Below are 18,436 nucleotides of genomic sequence, written 5' to 3' on the forward strand. Positions count from 1 at the left end.
CCGCCAGCACGGCATCACCGACTGCGCGGCAACTACGGTTTCAGGCCCGGGGGCAGTGGCGGACTCTCGCGCATCAGGGTGATGGTCACGCGCCGGTTCGCGGCCATCGACGGGTCGTCGGGAAACAGCGGCTGACTGTCGGCCTTGCCCGACACCGCGAAGATGTGGGAGGTCGGAAGCCCGTCGCGTTCCAGAATCTGGCGCACCGCGTTGGCGCGGTCGGACGACAGATCGAAGGCGTTGTAGTCGCTGCGCGGCGGCAGCAGTCCGGCCGAGGTGTGACCGACAATCGAGACCCGCAGCGGCGTCGCCCGCAGCGGCGGCGCCAGCTTCTGGATCAATTGCCGGGTGCGCTCATAGGGAACCTTGGAGCCCTCGGCGAACATCGAACGGCCGTCCTGATCGATGATTTCCAGATTGAGGCCGTCCTTGGTCTCCTCGAACATGATGTTCTTGGAAATTTCGGCGATCTCAGGCATGTCCTGCAACGCCTGCCGCAGCGACGCCGACGCCAGCGCGAATTCGCGATCGACCTTGGTCTTCACGCCTTCGTCTTTTCTGATCTCGCCCGGACTGGGATTGTTGGTCGAGTGCTCGGGCAACACGTGCTCGGCGTTCTTCACCTTGCCGCGGGTCGGCAAGCCGTCGGATTCGATGATGCCCGAATAGCGCGACTCGCTCTGCACGCCGAACGCCTCCCGCATTGAGCCGGCGACGATCATCAGCTTCACCTTGTCCTGGGTGGAATAAGACACCAGCATCACGAAGAAGCTCATCAGCAGACCCATCAGGTCGGCGAAGGTGACGAACCAGCCATGGCCTCCGGCGTGCTCTTCGGCTTTCTTCTTCTTGGCCATCGCTTGCTTTCCAGACGGTCGTCAGCGGTCGGCGTTATGCCGGAACTGACTCGCCTTCTTCATGGCGATGCTTTTCGGGCAGGTAGGCCAGCAGCATTTCCCGCACCAGCGTCGGACTCTTGGAGTCGCGGATCATCAGGATGCCGTCGATGATCAGGGTGCGGTTGGTATCTTCGTCGAGCTTCTTGCCGTGCAGCTTGTCGGCGATCGGCAGGCAGAACAGGTTGGCGACCAGCGCGCCGTACAGCGTCGCCAGCAGCGCCGTGGCCATGAACGGGCCGAGCTTGGAGGGATCGGACATGTTGGAGAACATCTGCACCATGCCGATCAGCGTGCCGATCATGCCGAACGCCGGTGCGCAATCGCCGATCGCGCGATAGATCTTGCTGCCCTCGTCGAGATGCATCAGGAAATTGTCGCGGTCCCGCTCCATATTGTCGCGGATGAATTCGAGATCGTAGCCATCGGCGACGTAGCGAATGCCCTTGGCGAGAAACGGTTCATCGGTCTCGACTTTTTCCAGGCCGACCGGACCGGACTTGCGGGCGATTTCGGCGATGCGCGCGAGTTCGTCGACCAGATCCCGCGCCGAAAGGCTGCTCATCGTGAAGGCGAATTTGGCGCCCAGCGGCAGGCCGTGCATCATCACGCCGAGCGGAAATCTGATCATGGTTGCGGTGATCGACCCGCCGAAGATGATGATCATCGCATGTTCGGAGATGAACATGTGCAGATCGCCGCCCATGAAAACCATTACGGCAACAACGGCCATCCCGCCGATGAGCCCGGCGCTCGTCATGATATCCATGGTTTACTCCGACGCATACGCGGCCAACAACCGCCGACCGTCCTGGCCGCGGGCGCGGCTCATTCCGAACAACGCGTAATCACCGTAGCGCCCGCGCCATTAAAGACCCGTAAAGCTTAAGGCCCTGTTGGACCGAAGCGAGCCTGCTACCGACGCCGTTTGCGGTTGTCGTCGCTTCCGAGAAGTAATCGGGCCGCGTTCCGTCCGGCCAGATCATCTCGCAACACTCTGCTAACCATAATGCGACGCCGGGCGCGACCGCGGGTGCCGTCGCGTTGCTCAGTGAATCTGGGCTGACCGGGCCAGCGCCTGCTTCAGCTTCTCCAGCGAGAACGAAGCGCTACGCGCGATCTCCAGGATCGGCGTTTCGCGGCGACCGCAGAGCTCGGCCGCTTCCGGCAGCTTTGCCGCGACATCGTGCGGCACCACCACGGCACCGTGGCGGTCGGCATGGATCAGATCGCCCGAGCGCACCGTCATGCCCGCAATCCGGATCTCGGCACCAAAGCCGTCAACATGAACGTGGGCATGGGACGGGCCGATCGAGCCAGCCAGCGCCTGGAAGCCGGGAGCCCATTGCGGGATGTCGCGGATCGATCCGTCGGTGATCACGCCGAGGCAGCCGAGCGCCTTGTGAACCGCGCTGTTGACCTCGCCCCAAAACGCGCCGAACCCGACATCAGCGCCGTCGATATCCTGGATCACGCTGATGCGCGGCCCCGACCCGGTGCCGACATAGTCGTAATAGGCCATCCGGCGCGCCGACTGCTCGGCCGCCGGCAGGCCCGAGGCCATCGTGGCGCGGATGGTCGCGGTGCGGGCATAGCCGACGATCGGCGGCAGGTCGGGAAACGGACAGACCAGCGGCCGCGTGGTGAAGCCGATCAGCCGGCGTTCCGGCGCGACGATTTCCATCGCGTTGCAAATGGTTGGGGTGTCGTAGCGCCCCAGCGCTTCGAGCACTGCGGCGAGCAGCAGGTCGGTCGCGGAATCGGTCACGGCGTTTCTCCAGCTTCGCTCCGACCCGGCCCGTTCTGTCGCGGCCGTTCAAGATCGGCGAATGCCCCCGCCCTATAGCCGAGTTCGAGAGCGGACCCAAATTGGATCGAGGTTTGGCAGATATTTGGATATGCGGCAGACAGCCGCCGTCGGCCAACTCGCCAGCGCGAGCGCTGGAGCGATGATGGCGGTCGTTCAGTTCAACCGGATCGGCCGGTCATCCGGCGCGGAGTCGCCGGGCGGCGGCACCAGCGGCGACGGACTTTCCACCACCGCGCCGACGGCGGGCGCGGCCTGCGCGGCGGCATTACGCTGGTGGTCACGATAGGATCGCCAGCCGATCGGCAGGCTGAGCAGATACAGCACCGAGCACATCGACAGAATGTGCCACGGATAGCCGATCAACAGCGCGATGAAGAACACCACCGCGACGAACACCGGTAGCACCATTTCGGGCGGCACCCGCATTCGCACCGTCTTGCCGGAAAACACCGGCAGCCGCGACACCATCAACACCGCGATGACCAGCGTATACAGCGCGGTCAGCACCGCCGGTGGCGTCGGCGCACCGAGAAAGGCCAGATAGATCGGCAGCAGCACGGTGATCGCGCCGGCAGGCGCAGGGACGCCGGTGAAGAAATTGGCCGCGAAGGCCGGCTTGTTCGGATCGTCCATGGTGGCGTTGAAGCGCGCCAGCCGCAGCCCGCCGCTGATCGCGAAGATCATCGCCGCGATCCAGCCGACATTGTTGAGATCGTGCAACTGCCAGAAATACAGGATCAATCCGGGCGCCACGCCGAAATTGACGAAATCGGCCAGGCTGTCGAGCTCGGCGCCGAATTTCGACTGGCCCTTGATCATCCGGGCGACGCGGCCATCGATGCCGTCCAGCACCGCCGCGAACACGATCGCCGCGACCGCGAGCTCCATCCGGCCTTCGGTCGACAGCCGGATCGCGGTCAGCCCGGCGCAGATCGCCAGCAAGGTGATGACGTTGGGCACCAGCAATCGCACCGGGATCGGGCCGAACCGGCGGCGGGGCAATTCGGGCGGGTTGGGATCAGGCATTTGCATCGGCCTTATATAGCAACCGTGAGCCTCCGCCGCCATTGTGGCGGCACCCGGACCTTCGCCGCCCTGGCGGATGGTTAATCCGCGCGGTAGGTCCGGCCGCCGTCACCCAGACTGAAATCGGCTAGGACGGTTTCCCCGGCGATCGAGGTCTGGCCTTCCGAAACCAGCGGCTTGGCGCCTTCCGGCAGATAGACATCGAGCCGGGAGCCGAACCGGATCAGCCCGAACCGCTCGCCGGCGGCGACCGACTGGCCTTCCCGCACGAACGACACGATCCGCCGCGCCACCAGCCCGGCGATCTGGATCACCCCGATCTGGCCGGCGGGGCTCGAGATCACCAGCGAATTGCGCTCGTTGTCCTCGCTGGCCTTGTCGAGCTCGGCATTGATGAACTTGCCGGGCGAATAGATGATCCGCTCGATCCGTCCGGCGATCGGAGCCCGGTTCACATGGCAGTTGAACACGCTCATGAAGATCGAGATCCGCGGCAGCGGCTTGTCGCCGAGACCAAGCTCGGGCGGCGGGATCAGTTGCACGATCATCGACACCCGGCCATCGGCCGGTGCCACCACGATGCCGTCGCGCACCGGCGTCACCCGCACCGGATTGCGGAAGAACAGCGCGCACCACACCGTCAGCGCCAGCCCGATCCAGCCGAGCGGCGACCAGATCCAGAACAGGATCAGGGTGGCCAATGCAAAAGCGCCGATGAACGGATAGCCTTCGGTATGGATCGGCGGGATCTGGGCGCGGATCGAATTGACGATGGACATGGGACTACAGCCTGGGTTGGAGAGTTTGTTGTGGGCGATGCTGCGAAGTTCCTACTCCGCCGCGTCGGAGGTCGCCAGATCGTCGTCGACCGCCGGCGCGCGAATCGGCGACTCGGTGTCGTCGGCGATCAGCGCCAGCCGCTCGCGCGCTTCTTGCGCCTCACGTTGCCTGTTCCACATGCTGGCGTAAAGACCATTCGCGGCTAGCAATTGGCCGTGGGTGCCGCGCTCGGCGATCCGGCCTTGGTCCAGCACGATGATTTCGTCGGCGCCGACGATGGTCGACAGCCGATGCGCGATTACCAGCGAGGTGCGGTTGCGTGATACCCGCTCCAGCGCCTCTTGGATCTCGTGCTCGGTATGGCTGTCGAGCGCAGAGGTCGCCTCGTCAAGCACAAGGATCGGCGGCGCCTTGAGAACGGTTCGGGCGATCGCAACGCGCTGCTTCTCGCCGCCGGACAGTTTCAGCCCGCGCTCGCCGACCTCGGTCTCGTAGCCCTTCGGCGATACCCGGATGAAGGCGTCGATCTGGGCGGTCTTTGCCGCCTCCTCGACCTCCTCGTCGGTGGCGTCCCAGCGGCCGTAGCGGATGTTGTAGCGGATGGTGTCGTTGAACAGCACCGTGTCTTGCGGCACCATGCCGATCGAGGCGCGCAGCGACGACTGCGTCACTTGCCGGATGTCCTGGCCGTCGATCAGGATATGACCGCCGGAGACGTCGTAGAGCCGGAACAACAGCCGCGAGATGGTCGACTTGCCGGCGCCCGACGGGCCGACGATGGCGACGGTCTTGCCGGCCGGCACCTCGAAGCTGAGGCCTTTCAGGATCGGGCGCTCGGGATCGTAGGAGAACCGGACGTCGTCGAACCGCACCGTGCCATTGGTCACGATCAGCGGCTTGGCGCCGGCAAGGTCCTTGACCTCCGGATTCTTCGACAGCACGACGAACATCTTCTCGATGTCGATCACCGCCTGCTTGATCTCGCGATACACCATGCCCATGAAATTCAGCGGCTGATACAGCTGGATCATCATGGCGTTGACCATGACGAAATCGCCGACCGTGTTGGTGCCGTTGCGCACCCCGATCGCGCACATCATCATCGTGGCGGTCAGGCCGAAGGTGAAGATCACCGCCTGTCCGGTGTTGAGCACCGCAAGCGAGGTGTAGGTCTTGACGCTGGCCTGCTCGTAGCGCGCCATCGACTTGTCGTAGCGCTGGGCCTCGCGCTCCTCGGCGCTGAAATACTTCACCGTCTCGTAGTTCAGCAGCGAGTCGATCGCTTTGGTGTTGGCCTCGCTGTCGGAATCGTTCATCTTGCGGCGGATCTCGATCCGCCATTCGGTAGCCTTGTAGGTGTAGTACATATAGACCACGACAGTGACCAGGATCACCGCGACGTAGCGCCAGTCGAACTGCCACAGCAGCACCGCCATCACCAGCGACACCTCGACGATGGTCGGCGCCAGCTGCAGGATCACCATCCGGACGATGACTTCGATGCCGAGCCGGCCGCGTTCCAGCACCCGGGTGAGACCGCCGGTCTTGCGCTCGAGGTGAAAGCGCAGCGACAATTCGTGCATGTGCACGAAGGTCTTGTAGGCGAGCTTGCGCACCGCGTGCATCGCCACCTGGGCGAACATGCCGTCGCGCCATTGCGTCAGCACCGCCATCAGCACCCGCACCAGGCCGTAACTCGCGGTCAGGATCAGCGGCGAGGCGATCATCCAGCCGGCCCAATTCGACGCCTGCACCGGCGCGGTGTCGGCGCCGGTCAGCGCGTCGATCGCCCATTTGAAGGTGAACGGCACGATCAGGGTCGCCGCCTTGGCGATCAGCAGCAGCACCACCGACCACACCACCCGCATTTTCAGATCGGCGCGGTCGCCGGGCCAGATATAGGGCCACAGATGCAGCAGCGTCCCGAACAGAGTGGCCTTCTGCGCGACCGCATCCTCGGGGATTGGAACGGAAGGGCCGGTGCCGTGGGAATGCGGATGCGCCATCAACTATGCCTGAAATGGAAACGCGGCCAACCGGGCCGCATAGGTCGTGATCGGATGCGGTTTTCAGCCCGTCATATAGTGTTTTATGCGTCTCGTGCACCCTGGCGCGGTGATTCTTTGCCACTTTGCGGGCCGCGGCGCGGTGAAATCGCCGCCATCGGCGAGCCGTCCGAGTCTTGACGCTGTCATCCTGCGGTGCCACATCGCCCACCATGAGCAAGATCAAAACCGTCTGCGTCTATTGCGGCTCAGGCCCTGGAACCAATCCCCGCTTCATCGAAGCCGCCACCGCCTTCGGCAAGGAACTCGCCGACAATGGCGTGGCGCTGGTCTATGGCGGCGGTTCGATCGGCCTGATGGGCGCGGTGGCCACCGCCACGCTGGATCATGGCGGCGCGGTGACCGGGATCATTCCGGGCTTTCTTGCCAACCGCGAACTGGCGCTGAAACGGGTCCAGGAACTGATCGTCACCGAAGACATGCACGAGCGCAAGCGGCTGATGTTCGAGCGCTCCGACGCCTTCGTGGCGTTGCCGGGCGGCATCGGCACCCTGGAGGAACTGGTCGAGCAGATGACCTGGCAGCAACTGGGCCAGCACAAGAAGCCGATCCTAATCGCCAATATCGACGGATTCTGGGAGCCGCTGCTGGCGCTGTTCGCGCACATGCACGACACCGCTTTCATCCGTCCCAATCTCGATGTCGATATTCTCAAGGCCGATAAGGTCGAAGAGATCCTGCCTAAGCTGCGCGCCGCCGCGGCGCCCGGCGATGCGCGGCTGATCGCGCCCGATCTCGCCCGCCGGCTTTGAGCACTTGGGAGAAGGCGGCAGTCAACCCAACCCGCAAGTTACGATGGGTCGGCATGCGAAGGGCGATCATGGTCATTCTGCTCAAGAAGTTCGCAGAGCTCTTGATTGCCACACACTTCGCAATCCTTAGCCGTCATCCCCGACTGCGCTACGATGTCTCGGCACGCCTCCCGGAGGGTCCGTGGAGCCTTCAATAAATACTGGCTGGTCATACCGTGCTTCCTGAACGACCGAATCACCTAGTAAATGGATACCAGTAAGAATTGCGAATCAGCCGCGAATATATTGATCTCGATCAAAGCGGCGGCGCACAGAAGTCACCGAATCAAAAGTATCGGCTCGATGTGGAGCTTCAGCAGATCGTCCGAATGACTGTCATTTGTGCATTGTATCACTTCGTCTGAACAACGCATTTGGCGCCATCGGTGTATCGCAGCCATCAATCAAGCCGCACCAATCAAGCTCGATCGGTGGGAACGCGCCCTGGTTCAAGCCGCCGCCGCGCTCACACGGGCGCGTTCGATTTCACCAGCTTGTAGACCACCGAATCCATCAGCGCCTGGAACGAGGCGTCGATGATGTTGGGTGAGACGCCGATCGTGGTCCAGCGCTGGCCGTCCTCGTCCTCGCTCTCGATCAGCACCCGGGTCACGGCCTCGGTACCGCCATTGAGGATACGCACCCGGTAGTCGACCAGCCGCAGACCTTCGATGTACTTCTGGTACTTGCCGAGGTCCTTGCGCAACGCGACGTCGAGCGCGTTGACCGGGCCGTTGCCCTCGGCGGCCGAGATCAGCGTCTCGCCGTCGACCTCGACCTTGACCACCGCCATCGCCACGGTGACGCGTTGGCCGTGCGAATTGTAGCGCTGCTCGACATTGACGTCGAACTGCTCGACCCGGAAATACTCCGGCACTTTGCCCAGCGTGCGTCGCGCCAACAGATCGAACGAAGCGTCGGCGGATTCATAGGCATAGCCCGCCGCCTCGCGCTCCTTCATCTCCTCGACCAGGCGGCCGAGTTTCGGGTCGCTCTTGTCGAACGCGATGTTGGTGCGCGACAACTCGGCCAGCACGTTGGAGCGGCCGGCCTGGTCCGACACCAGCACCTTGCGGTGATTGCCGATCGCCTCCGGCGCGACGTGCTCGTAAGTCTGCGGGTCCTTCATCACCGCGGAGGCGTGGATTCCGGTCTTGGTGACGAAGGCGCTCGAGCCGACATAGGCCGCGTGCGGATTCGGCGCGCGGTTCAGCATATCGTCGAGCGCGCGCGAGACTTTCATCAGCGTCGCCAGCTTGTCCTGCGACACGCCGATCTCGAAGCGCTCGGCAAATTCCTTCTTCAGCTTCAGCGTCGGGATCATCGAGCACAGATTGGCGTTGCCGCAGCGCTCCCCGAGCCCGTTCAGCGTACCCTGGATCTGCCGCGCGCCGGCGCGAACCGCGGCGAACGACACCGCCACCGCCTGCTCGGTGTCGTTGTGGGCGTGGATACCTAAATGATCGCCGGGAATGTGCTTGACCACCTCGGTGACGATCTCGGTCACCTCGTCCGGCATCGATCCGCCATTGGTGTCGCACAGCACCACCCAACGCGCGCCGGACTCATAGGCCGCCTTGGCGCAGGCCAGCGCGAAGTCCGGATTGGCCTTGTAGCCGTCGAAGAAATGCTCGCAATCGACCAGCACCTCGCGGCCTTTGGCTTTCGCGGCCGCGACGCTGTCGCGGATCGAGGCGATGTTTTCCTCGTTGGTGGTCTCCAGCGCGACGCGGACCTGATACTCCGAGGACTTCGCCACGAAACAGATCGCGTCGGCCTTGGCATCGAGCAGCAGCGCGATGCCGGGATCGTTCGAGGCCGAGCGGCCAGGCCGCCGCGTCATCCCGAACGCGGTGAAGGTGGCGTGTTCGAGGCCCTGATCGGTCGCGAAGAATTCGGTGTCGGTCGGATTGGCGCCGGGATAGCCGCCCTCGACGTAGTCGATGCCGAGATCGTCGAGCATCTGCGCGATCTTGCGCTTGTCGTGCAAAGTGAAATCAACGCCGTTGGTCTGCGCGCCGTCGCGCAGCGTGGTGTCGAACAGATAGAGACGTTCGCGATTCATGATGATGCTCCCGGCGCGGCGCCAGCGGCGAGCGTCTTCTGCATGGTGGTGTTGGCGAGCCATTCGCCGTTGAGGGTGACGGTGTTGCGCTGGGTGGCGACATAGCCGCGCTTGGCAAAGAATTCCGCCGCGTTGTCGCTCACGTCGACGGTCAGCTTGATTGCGCCGCGCGCACCGGCGAGCTTTTCCAGCGCGTCGATCAGCAATTTGGCAACGCCCTGCCCGACTGCCCCCGGATGCACATAGAGCAGATCAATGTGATCGGCGCCCTTCAGCGAGGCGAAGCCGACCGGCGCGTTCTGCTGGGTTGCGATCAGCGTGAGTTGGCCGGCGAGTCGCGCGCCGAACTTGTCCTCGTCGTCGACGGCGCTGGCCCAGGCCTGCTGCTGCGCCTCACTATAGTCGTCACCGGTCAATTGCTCGATCGCCGCGACAAAGATTTCCGCCAGCACGGCGGTGTCCGCCGGCAAATACGGCCGCAACGCGGGTTTCGGAAGAGCTTGTCCCATCGCGCTCACCACAACCCGTAATATTTCAGCGCCAACGCGGTGGCGCCGGCGAGCAGCACGATCTTGATCGCGATGTAGTACAGCCAATGCCGCGGAAACGGCGTGTCGGGCTTGCTCATCGCGCGATCTCCCAGGTCGTCACCGGCTTGCCGTCGGCGTCCTTGCCGTCCTTGATGGCTATCCCCATCGCGGCGAGTTCGTCCCGGATTCGGTCGGATTCCTTGAAGTCCTTTCGGGCGCGGGCGGCGGTGCGGGCTTCGATCAGATCTTGAATAGTTGAATCCTGCCGCCCCGATTTCTTCTCGATTGACCATGTGCCATCAGCAAGAAATCGAAGATCGACTCCCCAACCTTCAATTAATTCCCGTAATTCTGCGACTCGTTCGGTCCGATTATTTGCCTGCGCCACTCTCAGTCGTTCAATCGTGTAGCCATCGTCTCTCTGGTTCACGATATTGCCAACGCTGATATCGGTGATCGGCCCGGTCATCATGAAATAATGGATGGACCTTTCGTCCATGATCCCCAGGAACTTCAATGCACCCAACAACTTCTTGGCCGCGCTTGCGTCTGTGCGCGCATCCTTTGTTAATGCGCGAAGCCTGGTAATGGCCGCAGATGTATTCAAATCATCACAAAGAGCTTCGACAATTTCGCGGTCGATCGGCTGAGGCTGTCCGGAGGATTGTTCTGATGCGAATTGGGCTACCGAATTGGCATTGCCTGCCGCAAGACTCATTGTGAATAATTCTGTACGAGCTTGGCGGAGTTTTTCGATTGTCCAATCGATTGGCTGTCGATAGTGCGTCTGAAGCATGACAAATCGCAGGGCCGCACCGTGCCATGGATGCCCTCCGAATTTATCCGAGTCCAACAACTCCCTGATCGTCACGAAATTCCCCAGGCTCTTCGACATTTTCTCGCCTTCGACCTGCAAGAAGCCGTTATGCATCCAGGTCTCGGCCATGCGGTCGGCGTGGAACGCGCAGCAGGACTGCGCGAGCTCGTTTTCGTGATGCGGAAACACCAGATCAATGCCGCCACCGTGGATGTCGAATTTTTCGCCGAGATGCTTCCAGGCCATCGCCGAGCATTCGATGTGCCAGCCGGGACGGCCCGGCGCACTGATGCCGGCCGGCGACGGCCATGACGGCTCGCCCGGCTTCGACGGCTTCCACAGCACGAAGTCGGTGGCGTCGCGCTTGTAGGGCGCGACATCGACGCGGGCGCCGGCGATCATTTCATCCAGCGAGCGGTTCGCCAGCGCGCCGTAGCGCGGCAAAATGGAATTCGCGGCGTTCATCGCCTGCGGAGAGAACAGCACGTGATCCGCCGCCACATAGGCGAAGCCGCCCTTCACCAGGCGCTCGATGATCTCGCGCATCTCGGCGATATGCTCGGTCGCGCGCGGCTCGCCCGTGGGCCGCAAACAGCCGAGCACATCGACATCGGCGTGAAACTGCTTCTCGGTTTGCTCGGTGACTTTCCGGATCGCCTCGTTCAGCGGCAGGCCGGGAAAATCCCGCGAGGCGCGGTCGTTGATCTTGTCGTCGACGTCGGTGATGTTGCGGACGTATTTGACGTGCGTCTCGCCGTAGAGATGGCGCAGCAGCCGGAACAGCACGTCGAACACGATCACCGGCCGGGCGTTGCCGATATGGGCGAAGTCGTAGACCGTCGGGCCGCAGACATACATCCGCACATTCGACGGATCGATCGGGACAAATTCCCGCTTCTGCTTGGTCAGCGTATCGTACAGGCGCAACGCCATGGTGTCCGTCCTTGCGGCCGGGCGTCCAATGATCTCGTGTGAGAAAAGACGGCCTCAGCCAGCTGTTCGCTAGCTCATAATCTCGCGGCAAATGCCACAGATGGAGAGGAAACCGTTCATCGCCGCACCATGATCCAGCGAAGGGGATTGCGTCAAGCCCGCCAAACGGCGTTCCGGCCGCTCCGGACTGATTTCGGCCATGATCGACCCGTATCGGGCGCGGCTTCGAGGCGCCCATGGTTAATGATTCTTAACCTTTCGGGCCTATTGCTGGGGGGAGATTCCCTCATTGATCTGGTGTGACATGAAATCCTTGACCGCGCTTCTGGCCTGCCTGTTCGTCGCCGCCGCGTCAGCCGCCTCCGCCGATAGCCGGGTTTTCATCATCGGCAACCAGTCGGACGGCTATGGCATCGATCAATGCCTGGCCAAGGGCGAGAAATGCGGCGCCCGCGCCGCCGAGGCCTATTGCCAGTCGCGGGAATTCGTCCAGGCCACGGCGTATCGACGGGTCGATCCCGACGAAATCACCGGATCGGTGCCGAAATCGCCCGGCAATTGCGCGCGCGGCGGCTGCAACGAATACATCGCCATCACCTGCCAGCGCTAAACCACGACGCGCGCGGCCCAAATAGCGCCGGCGAACATTGTTGGCTCCGCCATAGTGGCGCCCCAGAAACGCGTGACGGTGCCGCCGGAAGCGGCTAAGAGGCAGCGTCGCCGCAGCGCGTTCGCAGGATCGATCTTGACGACCGTTGTGGCGCGGGTTGCCGAGCAAGTTCTGCGGGTCGCCGGTATCGCCTTCGCTCGGAATCCCTGAATGCCGGATATGCTCAAGACCCAGAATTGCCTCCCGCGCCGCCGCTGGCTGGCTGCGGCCGTCCTGCTCGGCCTCACCGCGCTGAGCAGCGGCGCGATGGCGCAGCAGGGCTATCCGCAGCAAGGCGGCGCCCCCAATCCGATGTGTCCGCGGCTGGAGGCGCAGCTCGCCAGCGTCGACCGCGGCGGCGTCGATCCGGCCAAGGCCGAGCAGATCCGGCGGTTCGAGGACGCGGCCGCCCGGCAGCAGGGCGAACTCGACCGCGTCACCTCGCAGGCGAAGCGGATGGGCTGCGACAGTTCCGGGTTCTTTTCGCTGTTCAACGGCCAGTCGGCGCAATGCGGTCCGGTCAACAACCAGATCCAGCAGATGCGCGGCAATCTCGACCAGATCACTTCGAGCCTGGAGCGGCTGCGGGTCGGCGGCCCCGGCGGCGCCGACCGCGACAATCAGCGCCGCTCGGTGCTGCTGGCGCTGGCGCAGAACAATTGCGGTCCGCAATACGCCGCGGCCGCGCGCAACGGCGGCAACTTCCTCGACAATCTGTTCAACAACAACAACAATCCCGCCGCGCCCGCCGGCGATCTCGGGCCGCCGTCCGGCACCTACCGCACGGTCTGCGTGCGCAGCTGCGACGGCTTCTATTTTCCGATCTCGTTCGCCACCGTGCCGAGCCGGTTTCCCGACGACGAGAAGTCCTGCAAGAATCTCTGTCCGGCCGCCGAAGCCACGCTGTTCACCTATCGCAATCCGGGCGAGGACATGAACCAGGCGGTCTCGGTCAACGGCCAACCCTATTCGTCGTCGCCGAACGCGTTTCGCTATCGCCAGGAATTCAATCCGTCGTGCTCCTGCAAGGCGGTCGGCCAGACCTGGTCGGACGCGCTGAAGAGCATCGACGACAAGGCCTCGATCGAGCAAGGCGACATCATCGTCACCGAGGAGAGCGCGAAGAAGATGGCCCGGCCGCAACCGGCATCGGCGGGCAAGCGCAAGGGCGCCCCAGCAGCGCCCGCCGAGGCGCCGGTCGAAGCGCCGCCGACCGCCGCGGCGGCGGGGGCGGATCCGAACAAGACGATCCGCTCGGTCGGACCGACCTTCATTCCGACCACGCGATAACGGCGACCGCGACGGCCTTCCGGGCTTCCCGACGTCCCCGGAATTCGCAGCACGATCAAAAGCTTGCCTGATCTGCCGCAAGATCCGCGGCGGCGCGCGCAGCCATGGCGCGGTGTGAGTGCCGATCGTTGAAAACGCTGGCGAATTCTCGCGCAAATCCTGCGGCAAAGCTGTGGCAGCGGGTTCCGGCGCGAAAATTCCTGCGGCAAAATCGTGGCGCTGCCACAAGATTCGCAGCCCGGCGGGCGGCGGTATCTCCATAAGATCTGCACGGAAATGACATCATTGCCGATGGCGGCGGTCGCCGGATCGGCGGGGATAGATATGCGCGCCGGTATGATGAGGCCTCATGGTTCGAGACGCATCGCTTGAGCGATGCGCCTCACCATGAGGGACAAGCGCGCCTCACCATGAGGGAGTCACGCAGCGCCCGCCCCTCATCCTGAGGAGTCCGGCGTCGCCCGACGGGCGGCGGCGGGCATCTCGAAGGATGAGGCCTCATGGTTCGAGACGCATCGCCTAAGCGATGCGCCTCACCATGAGGGACAAGCGCGCCTCACCATGAGGGAGTCACGCAGCGCCCGCCCCTCATCCTGAGGAGTCCGGCGTCGCCCGACGGGCGGCGGCGGGCATCTCGAAGGATGAGGCCTCATGGCTCGCGACGCATCGCTTAAGCGATGCGCCTCACCATGAGGCAGCGGCCGTGGACGGCGCGGATTCTCCCCGCTAGGTTGCGACGATGGGGGATGCAAGCATTTCGGCAGTCGATGAGTTCATAGCGCGTTGGCAGGGCCGCGAAGGCGGCCAGGAGCGCGCGAATTACGGTCTGTTCCTCAGCGAACTGATCGCGCTGCTCGGTTTGCCGAAGCCCGACCCGGCCGACGCCACCCACGCGCACAACGACTATGTGTTCGAACGCGCGGTGACGAAGCACAAGGACGACGGCGACTCGCACGGCCGCATCGACCTCTACAAGAAGAACAGCTTCGTGCTCGAAGCCAAGCAGAGCCGGCTAAAGGGCATCAAGAAGGTCGCGGGCCAGAACGATCTGTTCAACGCCGACGTGCCCGAGGACTCGCGCGGCCGGCGCGGCGCCGATCGCGCCTGGGACGTGTTGATGCTGAACGCCAAGCGGCAGGCGGAGGAATACGCCCGCGCCCTCCCCGCCTCGCACGGCTGGCCGCCCTTCATCCTGGTCTGCGACGTCGGCCACTGCATCGAGGTCTATGCCGACTTCTCCGGCCAGGGCAAGAACTACACGCAGTTTCCGGACAGGCAGAATTTCCGGATCTATCTCGAAGATCTGCGCGACGACAAGGTGCGCGAACGGCTGCGCGCGATCTGGCTGGCGCCGGAGACGCTCGACCCGGCGCAGGCCTCGGCGAAAGTCACCCGCGACATCGCCAAGCGGCTGGCGCAGGTGTCGCTGGCGCTGGAGAAGAAGCAAAAATTTCCGGCCGAAGACGTCGCGATGTTCCTGATGCGCTGCCTGTTCACGATGTTCGCCGAGGATGTCGGGCTGCTGCCGGAAAAGTCCTTCAAGGACGTGCTGGAAGCGTGCGAGAAGAACCCGGAAGCCTTCGTGCACGATGTCGGCCAGCTCTGGGAGGCGATGGACCTCGGCACCTGGGCGCATGCGCTGAAAACCAAGGTGAAGAAATTCAACGGCGAGTTCTTTCGCAATCGCGCCGCGCTGCCGCTCGGCCGCGAGGAGATCGGCGAGCTGCGGCAGGCCGCGAGCTACGACTGGAACGAGGTCGATCCGTCGATCTTCGGCACGCTGGTCGAACAGGCGCTCGATCCCACCGAGCGCAAGCGATTAGGCGCGCACTACACGCCGCGCGCCTATGTCGAACGGCTGGTGGTCGCCACCATTATCGAGCCGTTGCGCGAGGACTGGCGCAACGTCCAGGCCACCGCCGAAACGCTGCGCGGCCCGGGCGACCTCAAGGGCGCCGCCGCGGCGGTGCAGGCGTTTCACGAAAAGCTCTGCGAGACCCGGGTGCTCGATCCGGCCTGCGGCACCGGTAACTTTCTCTATGTTTCGCTGGAGCTGATGAAGCGCCTGGAAGGCGAAGTGCTGGAAGCGCTGCTCGACCTCGGCGGCCAGGAAGCGCTGCGCGGGCTCGGCTCGCACAGCGTCGATCCGCATCAGTTTCTCGGCCTCGAAATCAATCCGCGCGCCGCCGCGATCGCCGAACTTGTGCTGTGGATCGGCTATCTGCAATGGCATTTCCGCACCAAGGGCGGGCCGCCCGACGAGCCGATCCTGCGCGCGTTCAAGAACATCCAGGTCAAGAACGCAGTGCTGACCTGGGACGGCGCACCGCTGCCAAGAATCGTCGACGGCAAGGAGACCTACCCGAACGCGCGGCGGCCGGAATGGCCGGCGGCGGAATTCATCGTGGGGAATCCGCCGTTTATCGGGGCAAGCTTCTTGCGCGCTCGGTTGGGCGACGCCTTCGCCGAAGCGCTATGGGCGGCCAACTCTCACATGAATGAGTCTGCCGATTTCGTCATGTATTGGTGGGATCGTGCGGCAGATCTGCTGACGCGAAAAGGCACCGTGCTCCGGCGATTTGGTCTTGTCACGACCAATTCGATTTCTCAGGTCTATCAGCGACGGGTCATGGAAAGGCATCTCAAGGGCAAGAAACCGATTTCCTTGCTGATGGCGATTGCCGACCACCCCTGGACGAAGGCCACCAACGATGCTGCTGCTGTGCGAATAGCAATGACCGTTGGAGTAGCAGGAACGGCCGAAGGAGCCTTACGCGAAGTTTCATCCGAATCCGAACTAGATACTGATGCGCCGCAGATTGAATTCAGGGAGGCCCATGGCTCAATCAACTCCGATCTCACGATAGGCGTCGATGTTACTCAAGCAAGGCCTTTGGAATCCAACGAAGGGCTCAGTTCTCCGGGCGTGAAGCTTCACGGCGCAGGATTCATCATTACGAGGCAAGAAGCCGAACACTTGGGGTTGGGGAAACGCGAGGGGCTTGATCAGCACATTCGGGAGTATAGGAACGGCAGGGATCTTACGTCACGGCCGCGAGGTGTGATGGTCATCGATTTGGATGGTCTTTCGATTGACGACGTGAGAACAAAATTTCCAGAGGTTTATCAGCACGTCCTTGTTCGAGTGAAGCCAGAGCGCGATGTGAACAATGAGGAATATAGGCGGATCAATTGGTGGCTATTCGGTCGACGGAATACGCTCATGCGGGGTTTCACCGCTAATCTGAAAAGATATATCGCAACCGTTGAGACAACGAAACACCGCGTTTTTCAATTTCTTGAGGGAGCAATCCTCCCTGACAATATGCTAATCGCCATCGGTTCGGATGATGCCGCAAATCTTGGAATTCTCTCGTCGCGTATTCACATTGTCTGGACGTTAGCCCAAGGCGGAACGCTCGAAGATCGCCCTCGCTATACGAAGTCACAATGCTTCGATCCCTTCCCCTTCCCCGACGCCAACAACATCCAGAAGCAAAAGATTCGCGTCATCGCCGAGGAACTCGATGCCCATCGCAAGCGGGTGCTGGCGGAGCATCCGCATCTGACGCTGACCGGGCTCTACAACGTGCTGGAGAGGTTGCGGGCGGGCGCGGTGCCGCAGGCACTGTCGTCACCCCCGGGCTTGACCCGGGGGTCCACGGCTTCTTCGACCACCGCGGCGAAAGACGTGGATGGCCGGGTCGTCAAGCGAGAAGACGGCGCTTCGCGCCTTTTGCCCGGCCATGACGTGGAAAGGTTGGTGCTCACACCCGACGAACAGCGCATCTTCGACGACGGGCTGGTGCTGATCATGAAAGAACTGCACGACAAACTCGATGTCGCTGTGGCGGAAGCCTATGGCTGGCCGGCGGATCTGTCGGACGACGAGATTCTGGCGCGGCTCGTCGCGCTGAACAGAGAGCGCGCCGAGGAGGAAAAGCGCGGGCTGGTGCGCTGGCTGCGGCCGGACTACCAGATTCCGCGCTTCGCCAAGGGCGTCGACCAGCAGGCGGCGCGCGAGGCCGGCGCGCAGGTCGCGGCCACGCTGGATTTCGCCGAGAAGGTGCAGTTGCCGTCGTTTCCGGCCAGCGCAGTGGAGCAGACCGCCGCGGTGTTCGCCGCACTGGCCGCCGCCGCCGCGCCGCTCGACGCTCACAGCCTCGCCGCGCAGTTCAAGCGCGGCAAGACGACAGAGAAGAAAGTCGCGGACGTGCTGGCCTCGCTGGCGCGGCTCGGCTACGTCACCACGGACGACGGCACGCATTTCGCGCTGCGCCGGGTGGCATAACGCGGCGGCGTCGCCTTCGCTTTGTCATTCCGGGTTCGGTGGCAGCGATTGTCTGATTCCTCGCCGCGAGTCCTGCTCCACCTCTCCCATGGGGAGAGGTCGGATTGCGAAGCAATCCGGGTGAGGGGTTTTGGCCTCACGAGAGGCTGTACCCCCTCACCCCAACCCTCTCCCCATGGGAGAGGGAGCGCGCTGCCGATGCCGCGCTGTTTCAATTCAGCTGAATCAGACTCCAGCGCTGCGCGCGCCCCGGAATGACGGCGGGTGGCGGTGCGGCCTCATGGTTCGAGACGCATCGCTCACGCGATGCTCCTCACCATGAGGGACAGGCGCGCGCCGCGCGCGTCGGACCCGGGGTCAGCGGGCGCAGCGCCCGACCCTCATCCTGAGGAGCCCGGCGTCGCCCGCAGGGCGGCGGCGGGTGTCTCGAAGGATGAGGCCTCATGGTTCGAGACGCATCGCTCACGCGATGCTCCTCACCATGAGGGACAG

12 protein-coding genes and 1 pseudogene are annotated in these 18,436 nt (G+C 63.4%); 4 read left to right on the plus strand and 9 right to left on the minus strand.

Annotated features, from left to right (window positions below; translation table 11 throughout):
- Window positions 1-32: 32 nt before the first annotated feature.
- From HXX15_RS12590 to HXX15_RS12615, 6 genes are all read right to left on the minus strand, one after another.
- Window positions 33-857 (minus strand): flagellar motor protein MotB, encoded by an 825-nt coding sequence (locus HXX15_RS12590; RefSeq protein ID WP_296516401.1) that lies wholly within the window; start codon window positions 855-857, stop codon window positions 33-35.
- A gap of 34 nt (window positions 858-891) precedes the next feature.
- Window positions 892-1,665 carry a MotA/TolQ/ExbB proton channel family protein gene (locus tag HXX15_RS12595; RefSeq protein ID WP_296516402.1) on the minus strand — a complete coding sequence of 258 codons (774 nt, stop codon included), beginning with the start codon at window positions 1,663-1,665 and terminating at the stop codon, window positions 892-894.
- Between the two features lie 279 nt (window positions 1,666-1,944).
- Window positions 1,945-2,664 carry an RraA family protein gene (locus tag HXX15_RS12600; protein ID WP_296516403.1) on the minus strand — a complete coding sequence of 240 codons (720 nt, stop codon included), beginning with the start codon at window positions 2,662-2,664 and terminating at the stop codon, window positions 1,945-1,947.
- A gap of 195 nt (window positions 2,665-2,859) precedes the next feature.
- Window positions 2,860-3,732 (minus strand): CDP-diacylglycerol--serine O-phosphatidyltransferase, encoded by an 873-nt coding sequence (gene pssA, locus HXX15_RS12605; protein WP_296516404.1) that lies wholly within the window; start codon window positions 3,730-3,732, stop codon window positions 2,860-2,862.
- An 80-nt stretch (window positions 3,733-3,812) separates the two neighbouring features.
- On the minus strand, window positions 3,813-4,511 hold the full coding sequence (locus HXX15_RS12610; RefSeq protein WP_296516405.1) for a phosphatidylserine decarboxylase: 699 nt from the start codon (window positions 4,509-4,511) through the stop codon (window positions 3,813-3,815).
- 51 nt (window positions 4,512-4,562) lie between these two features.
- Complete coding sequence (locus tag HXX15_RS12615) at window positions 4,563-6,518, minus strand: ABC transporter ATP-binding protein/permease (RefSeq protein ID WP_296516407.1); 1,956 nt, start codon at window positions 6,516-6,518, stop codon at window positions 4,563-4,565.
- 212 nt (window positions 6,519-6,730) lie between these two features.
- On the opposite strand from HXX15_RS12615, the gene HXX15_RS12620 reads away from it, so the two are divergent.
- Window positions 6,731-7,330, plus strand: coding sequence for a TIGR00730 family Rossman fold protein (locus HXX15_RS12620; protein ID WP_296516408.1), 600 nt, complete (start codon window positions 6,731-6,733; stop codon window positions 7,328-7,330).
- Window positions 7,331-7,835: 505 nt separating this feature from the next.
- Here the strand turns inward: HXX15_RS12620 and cimA are convergent.
- From cimA to cysS, 3 genes and pseudogenes are all read right to left on the minus strand, one after another.
- Window positions 7,836-9,434 (minus strand): citramalate synthase, encoded by a 1,599-nt coding sequence (cimA, locus tag HXX15_RS12625; RefSeq protein WP_296516411.1) that lies wholly within the window; start codon window positions 9,432-9,434, stop codon window positions 7,836-7,838.
- The gene (locus tag HXX15_RS12630; RefSeq protein WP_296516412.1) at window positions 9,431-9,943 is read right to left on the minus strand and encodes a GNAT family N-acetyltransferase; all 513 of its coding nucleotides are present in this window, start codon (window positions 9,941-9,943) and stop codon (window positions 9,431-9,433) included. Before HXX15_RS12630 ends, cimA begins: the two co-directional genes overlap by 4 nt.
- Before the next feature lie 169 nt (window positions 9,944-10,112).
- Window positions 10,113-11,714: pseudogene (cysS, locus tag HXX15_RS12635) on the minus strand (cysteine--tRNA ligase); the annotation flags it as partial.
- 304 nt (window positions 11,715-12,018) lie between these two features.
- Here cysS and HXX15_RS12640 point away from each other — a divergent pair.
- The 3 genes from HXX15_RS12640 to HXX15_RS12650 all read left to right on the plus strand — a co-directional run bounded on the left by HXX15_RS12640 (window position 12,019) and on the right by HXX15_RS12650 (window position 17,944).
- Window positions 12,019-12,324 carry a hypothetical protein gene (locus tag HXX15_RS12640; RefSeq protein WP_296516414.1) on the plus strand — a complete coding sequence of 102 codons (306 nt, stop codon included), beginning with the start codon at window positions 12,019-12,021 and terminating at the stop codon, window positions 12,322-12,324.
- A gap of 210 nt (window positions 12,325-12,534) precedes the next feature.
- Entirely contained in the window at window positions 12,535-13,653 is a 1,119-nt protein-coding gene (locus tag HXX15_RS12645) for a DUF2865 domain-containing protein (RefSeq protein ID WP_296516415.1), read from the plus strand.
- A 739-nt stretch (window positions 13,654-14,392) separates the two neighbouring features.
- Window positions 14,393-17,944 carry a DNA methyltransferase gene (locus HXX15_RS12650; RefSeq protein ID WP_296516416.1) on the plus strand — a complete coding sequence of 1,184 codons (3,552 nt, stop codon included), beginning with the start codon at window positions 14,393-14,395 and terminating at the stop codon, window positions 17,942-17,944.
- The last annotated feature ends 492 nt before the right edge of the window (window positions 17,945-18,436 follow it).

The organism is Rhodopseudomonas sp. (assembly GCF_013377015.1).
Classification (GTDB): Bacteria; Pseudomonadota; Alphaproteobacteria; order Rhizobiales; family Xanthobacteraceae; genus JARJEH01.

What these genes read in the sequence shown, in the direction of transcription:
- HXX15_RS12590 (WP_296516401.1), bottom strand. Translation starts at nt 857, where the DNA reads ATGGCCAAGAAGAAGAAAGCCGAAGAGCACGCCGGAGGCCATGGCTGG.
- HXX15_RS12620 (WP_296516408.1), top strand. Translation starts at nt 6,731, where the DNA reads ATGAGCAAGATCAAAACCGTCTGCGTCTATTGCGGCTCAGGCCCTGGA.
- HXX15_RS12645 (WP_296516415.1), top strand. Translation starts at nt 12,535, where the DNA reads ATGCCGGATATGCTCAAGACCCAGAATTGCCTCCCGCGCCGCCGCTGG.
- cimA (WP_296516411.1), bottom strand. Translation starts at nt 9,434, where the DNA reads ATGAATCGCGAACGTCTCTATCTGTTCGACACCACGCTGCGCGACGGC.
- HXX15_RS12650 (WP_296516416.1), top strand. Translation starts at nt 14,393, where the DNA reads ATGGGGGATGCAAGCATTTCGGCAGTCGATGAGTTCATAGCGCGTTGG.
- HXX15_RS12610 (WP_296516405.1), bottom strand. Translation starts at nt 4,511, where the DNA reads ATGTCCATCGTCAATTCGATCCGCGCCCAGATCCCGCCGATCCATACC.
- pssA (WP_296516404.1), bottom strand. Translation starts at nt 3,732, where the DNA reads ATGCCTGATCCCAACCCGCCCGAATTGCCCCGCCGCCGGTTCGGCCCG.
- HXX15_RS12595 (WP_296516402.1), bottom strand. Translation starts at nt 1,665, where the DNA reads ATGGATATCATGACGAGCGCCGGGCTCATCGGCGGGATGGCCGTTGTT.
- HXX15_RS12640 (WP_296516414.1), top strand. Translation starts at nt 12,019, where the DNA reads ATGAAATCCTTGACCGCGCTTCTGGCCTGCCTGTTCGTCGCCGCCGCG.
- HXX15_RS12630 (WP_296516412.1), bottom strand. Translation starts at nt 9,943, where the DNA reads ATGGGACAAGCTCTTCCGAAACCCGCGTTGCGGCCGTATTTGCCGGCG.
- HXX15_RS12615 (WP_296516407.1), bottom strand. Translation starts at nt 6,518, where the DNA reads ATGGCGCATCCGCATTCCCACGGCACCGGCCCTTCCGTTCCAATCCCC.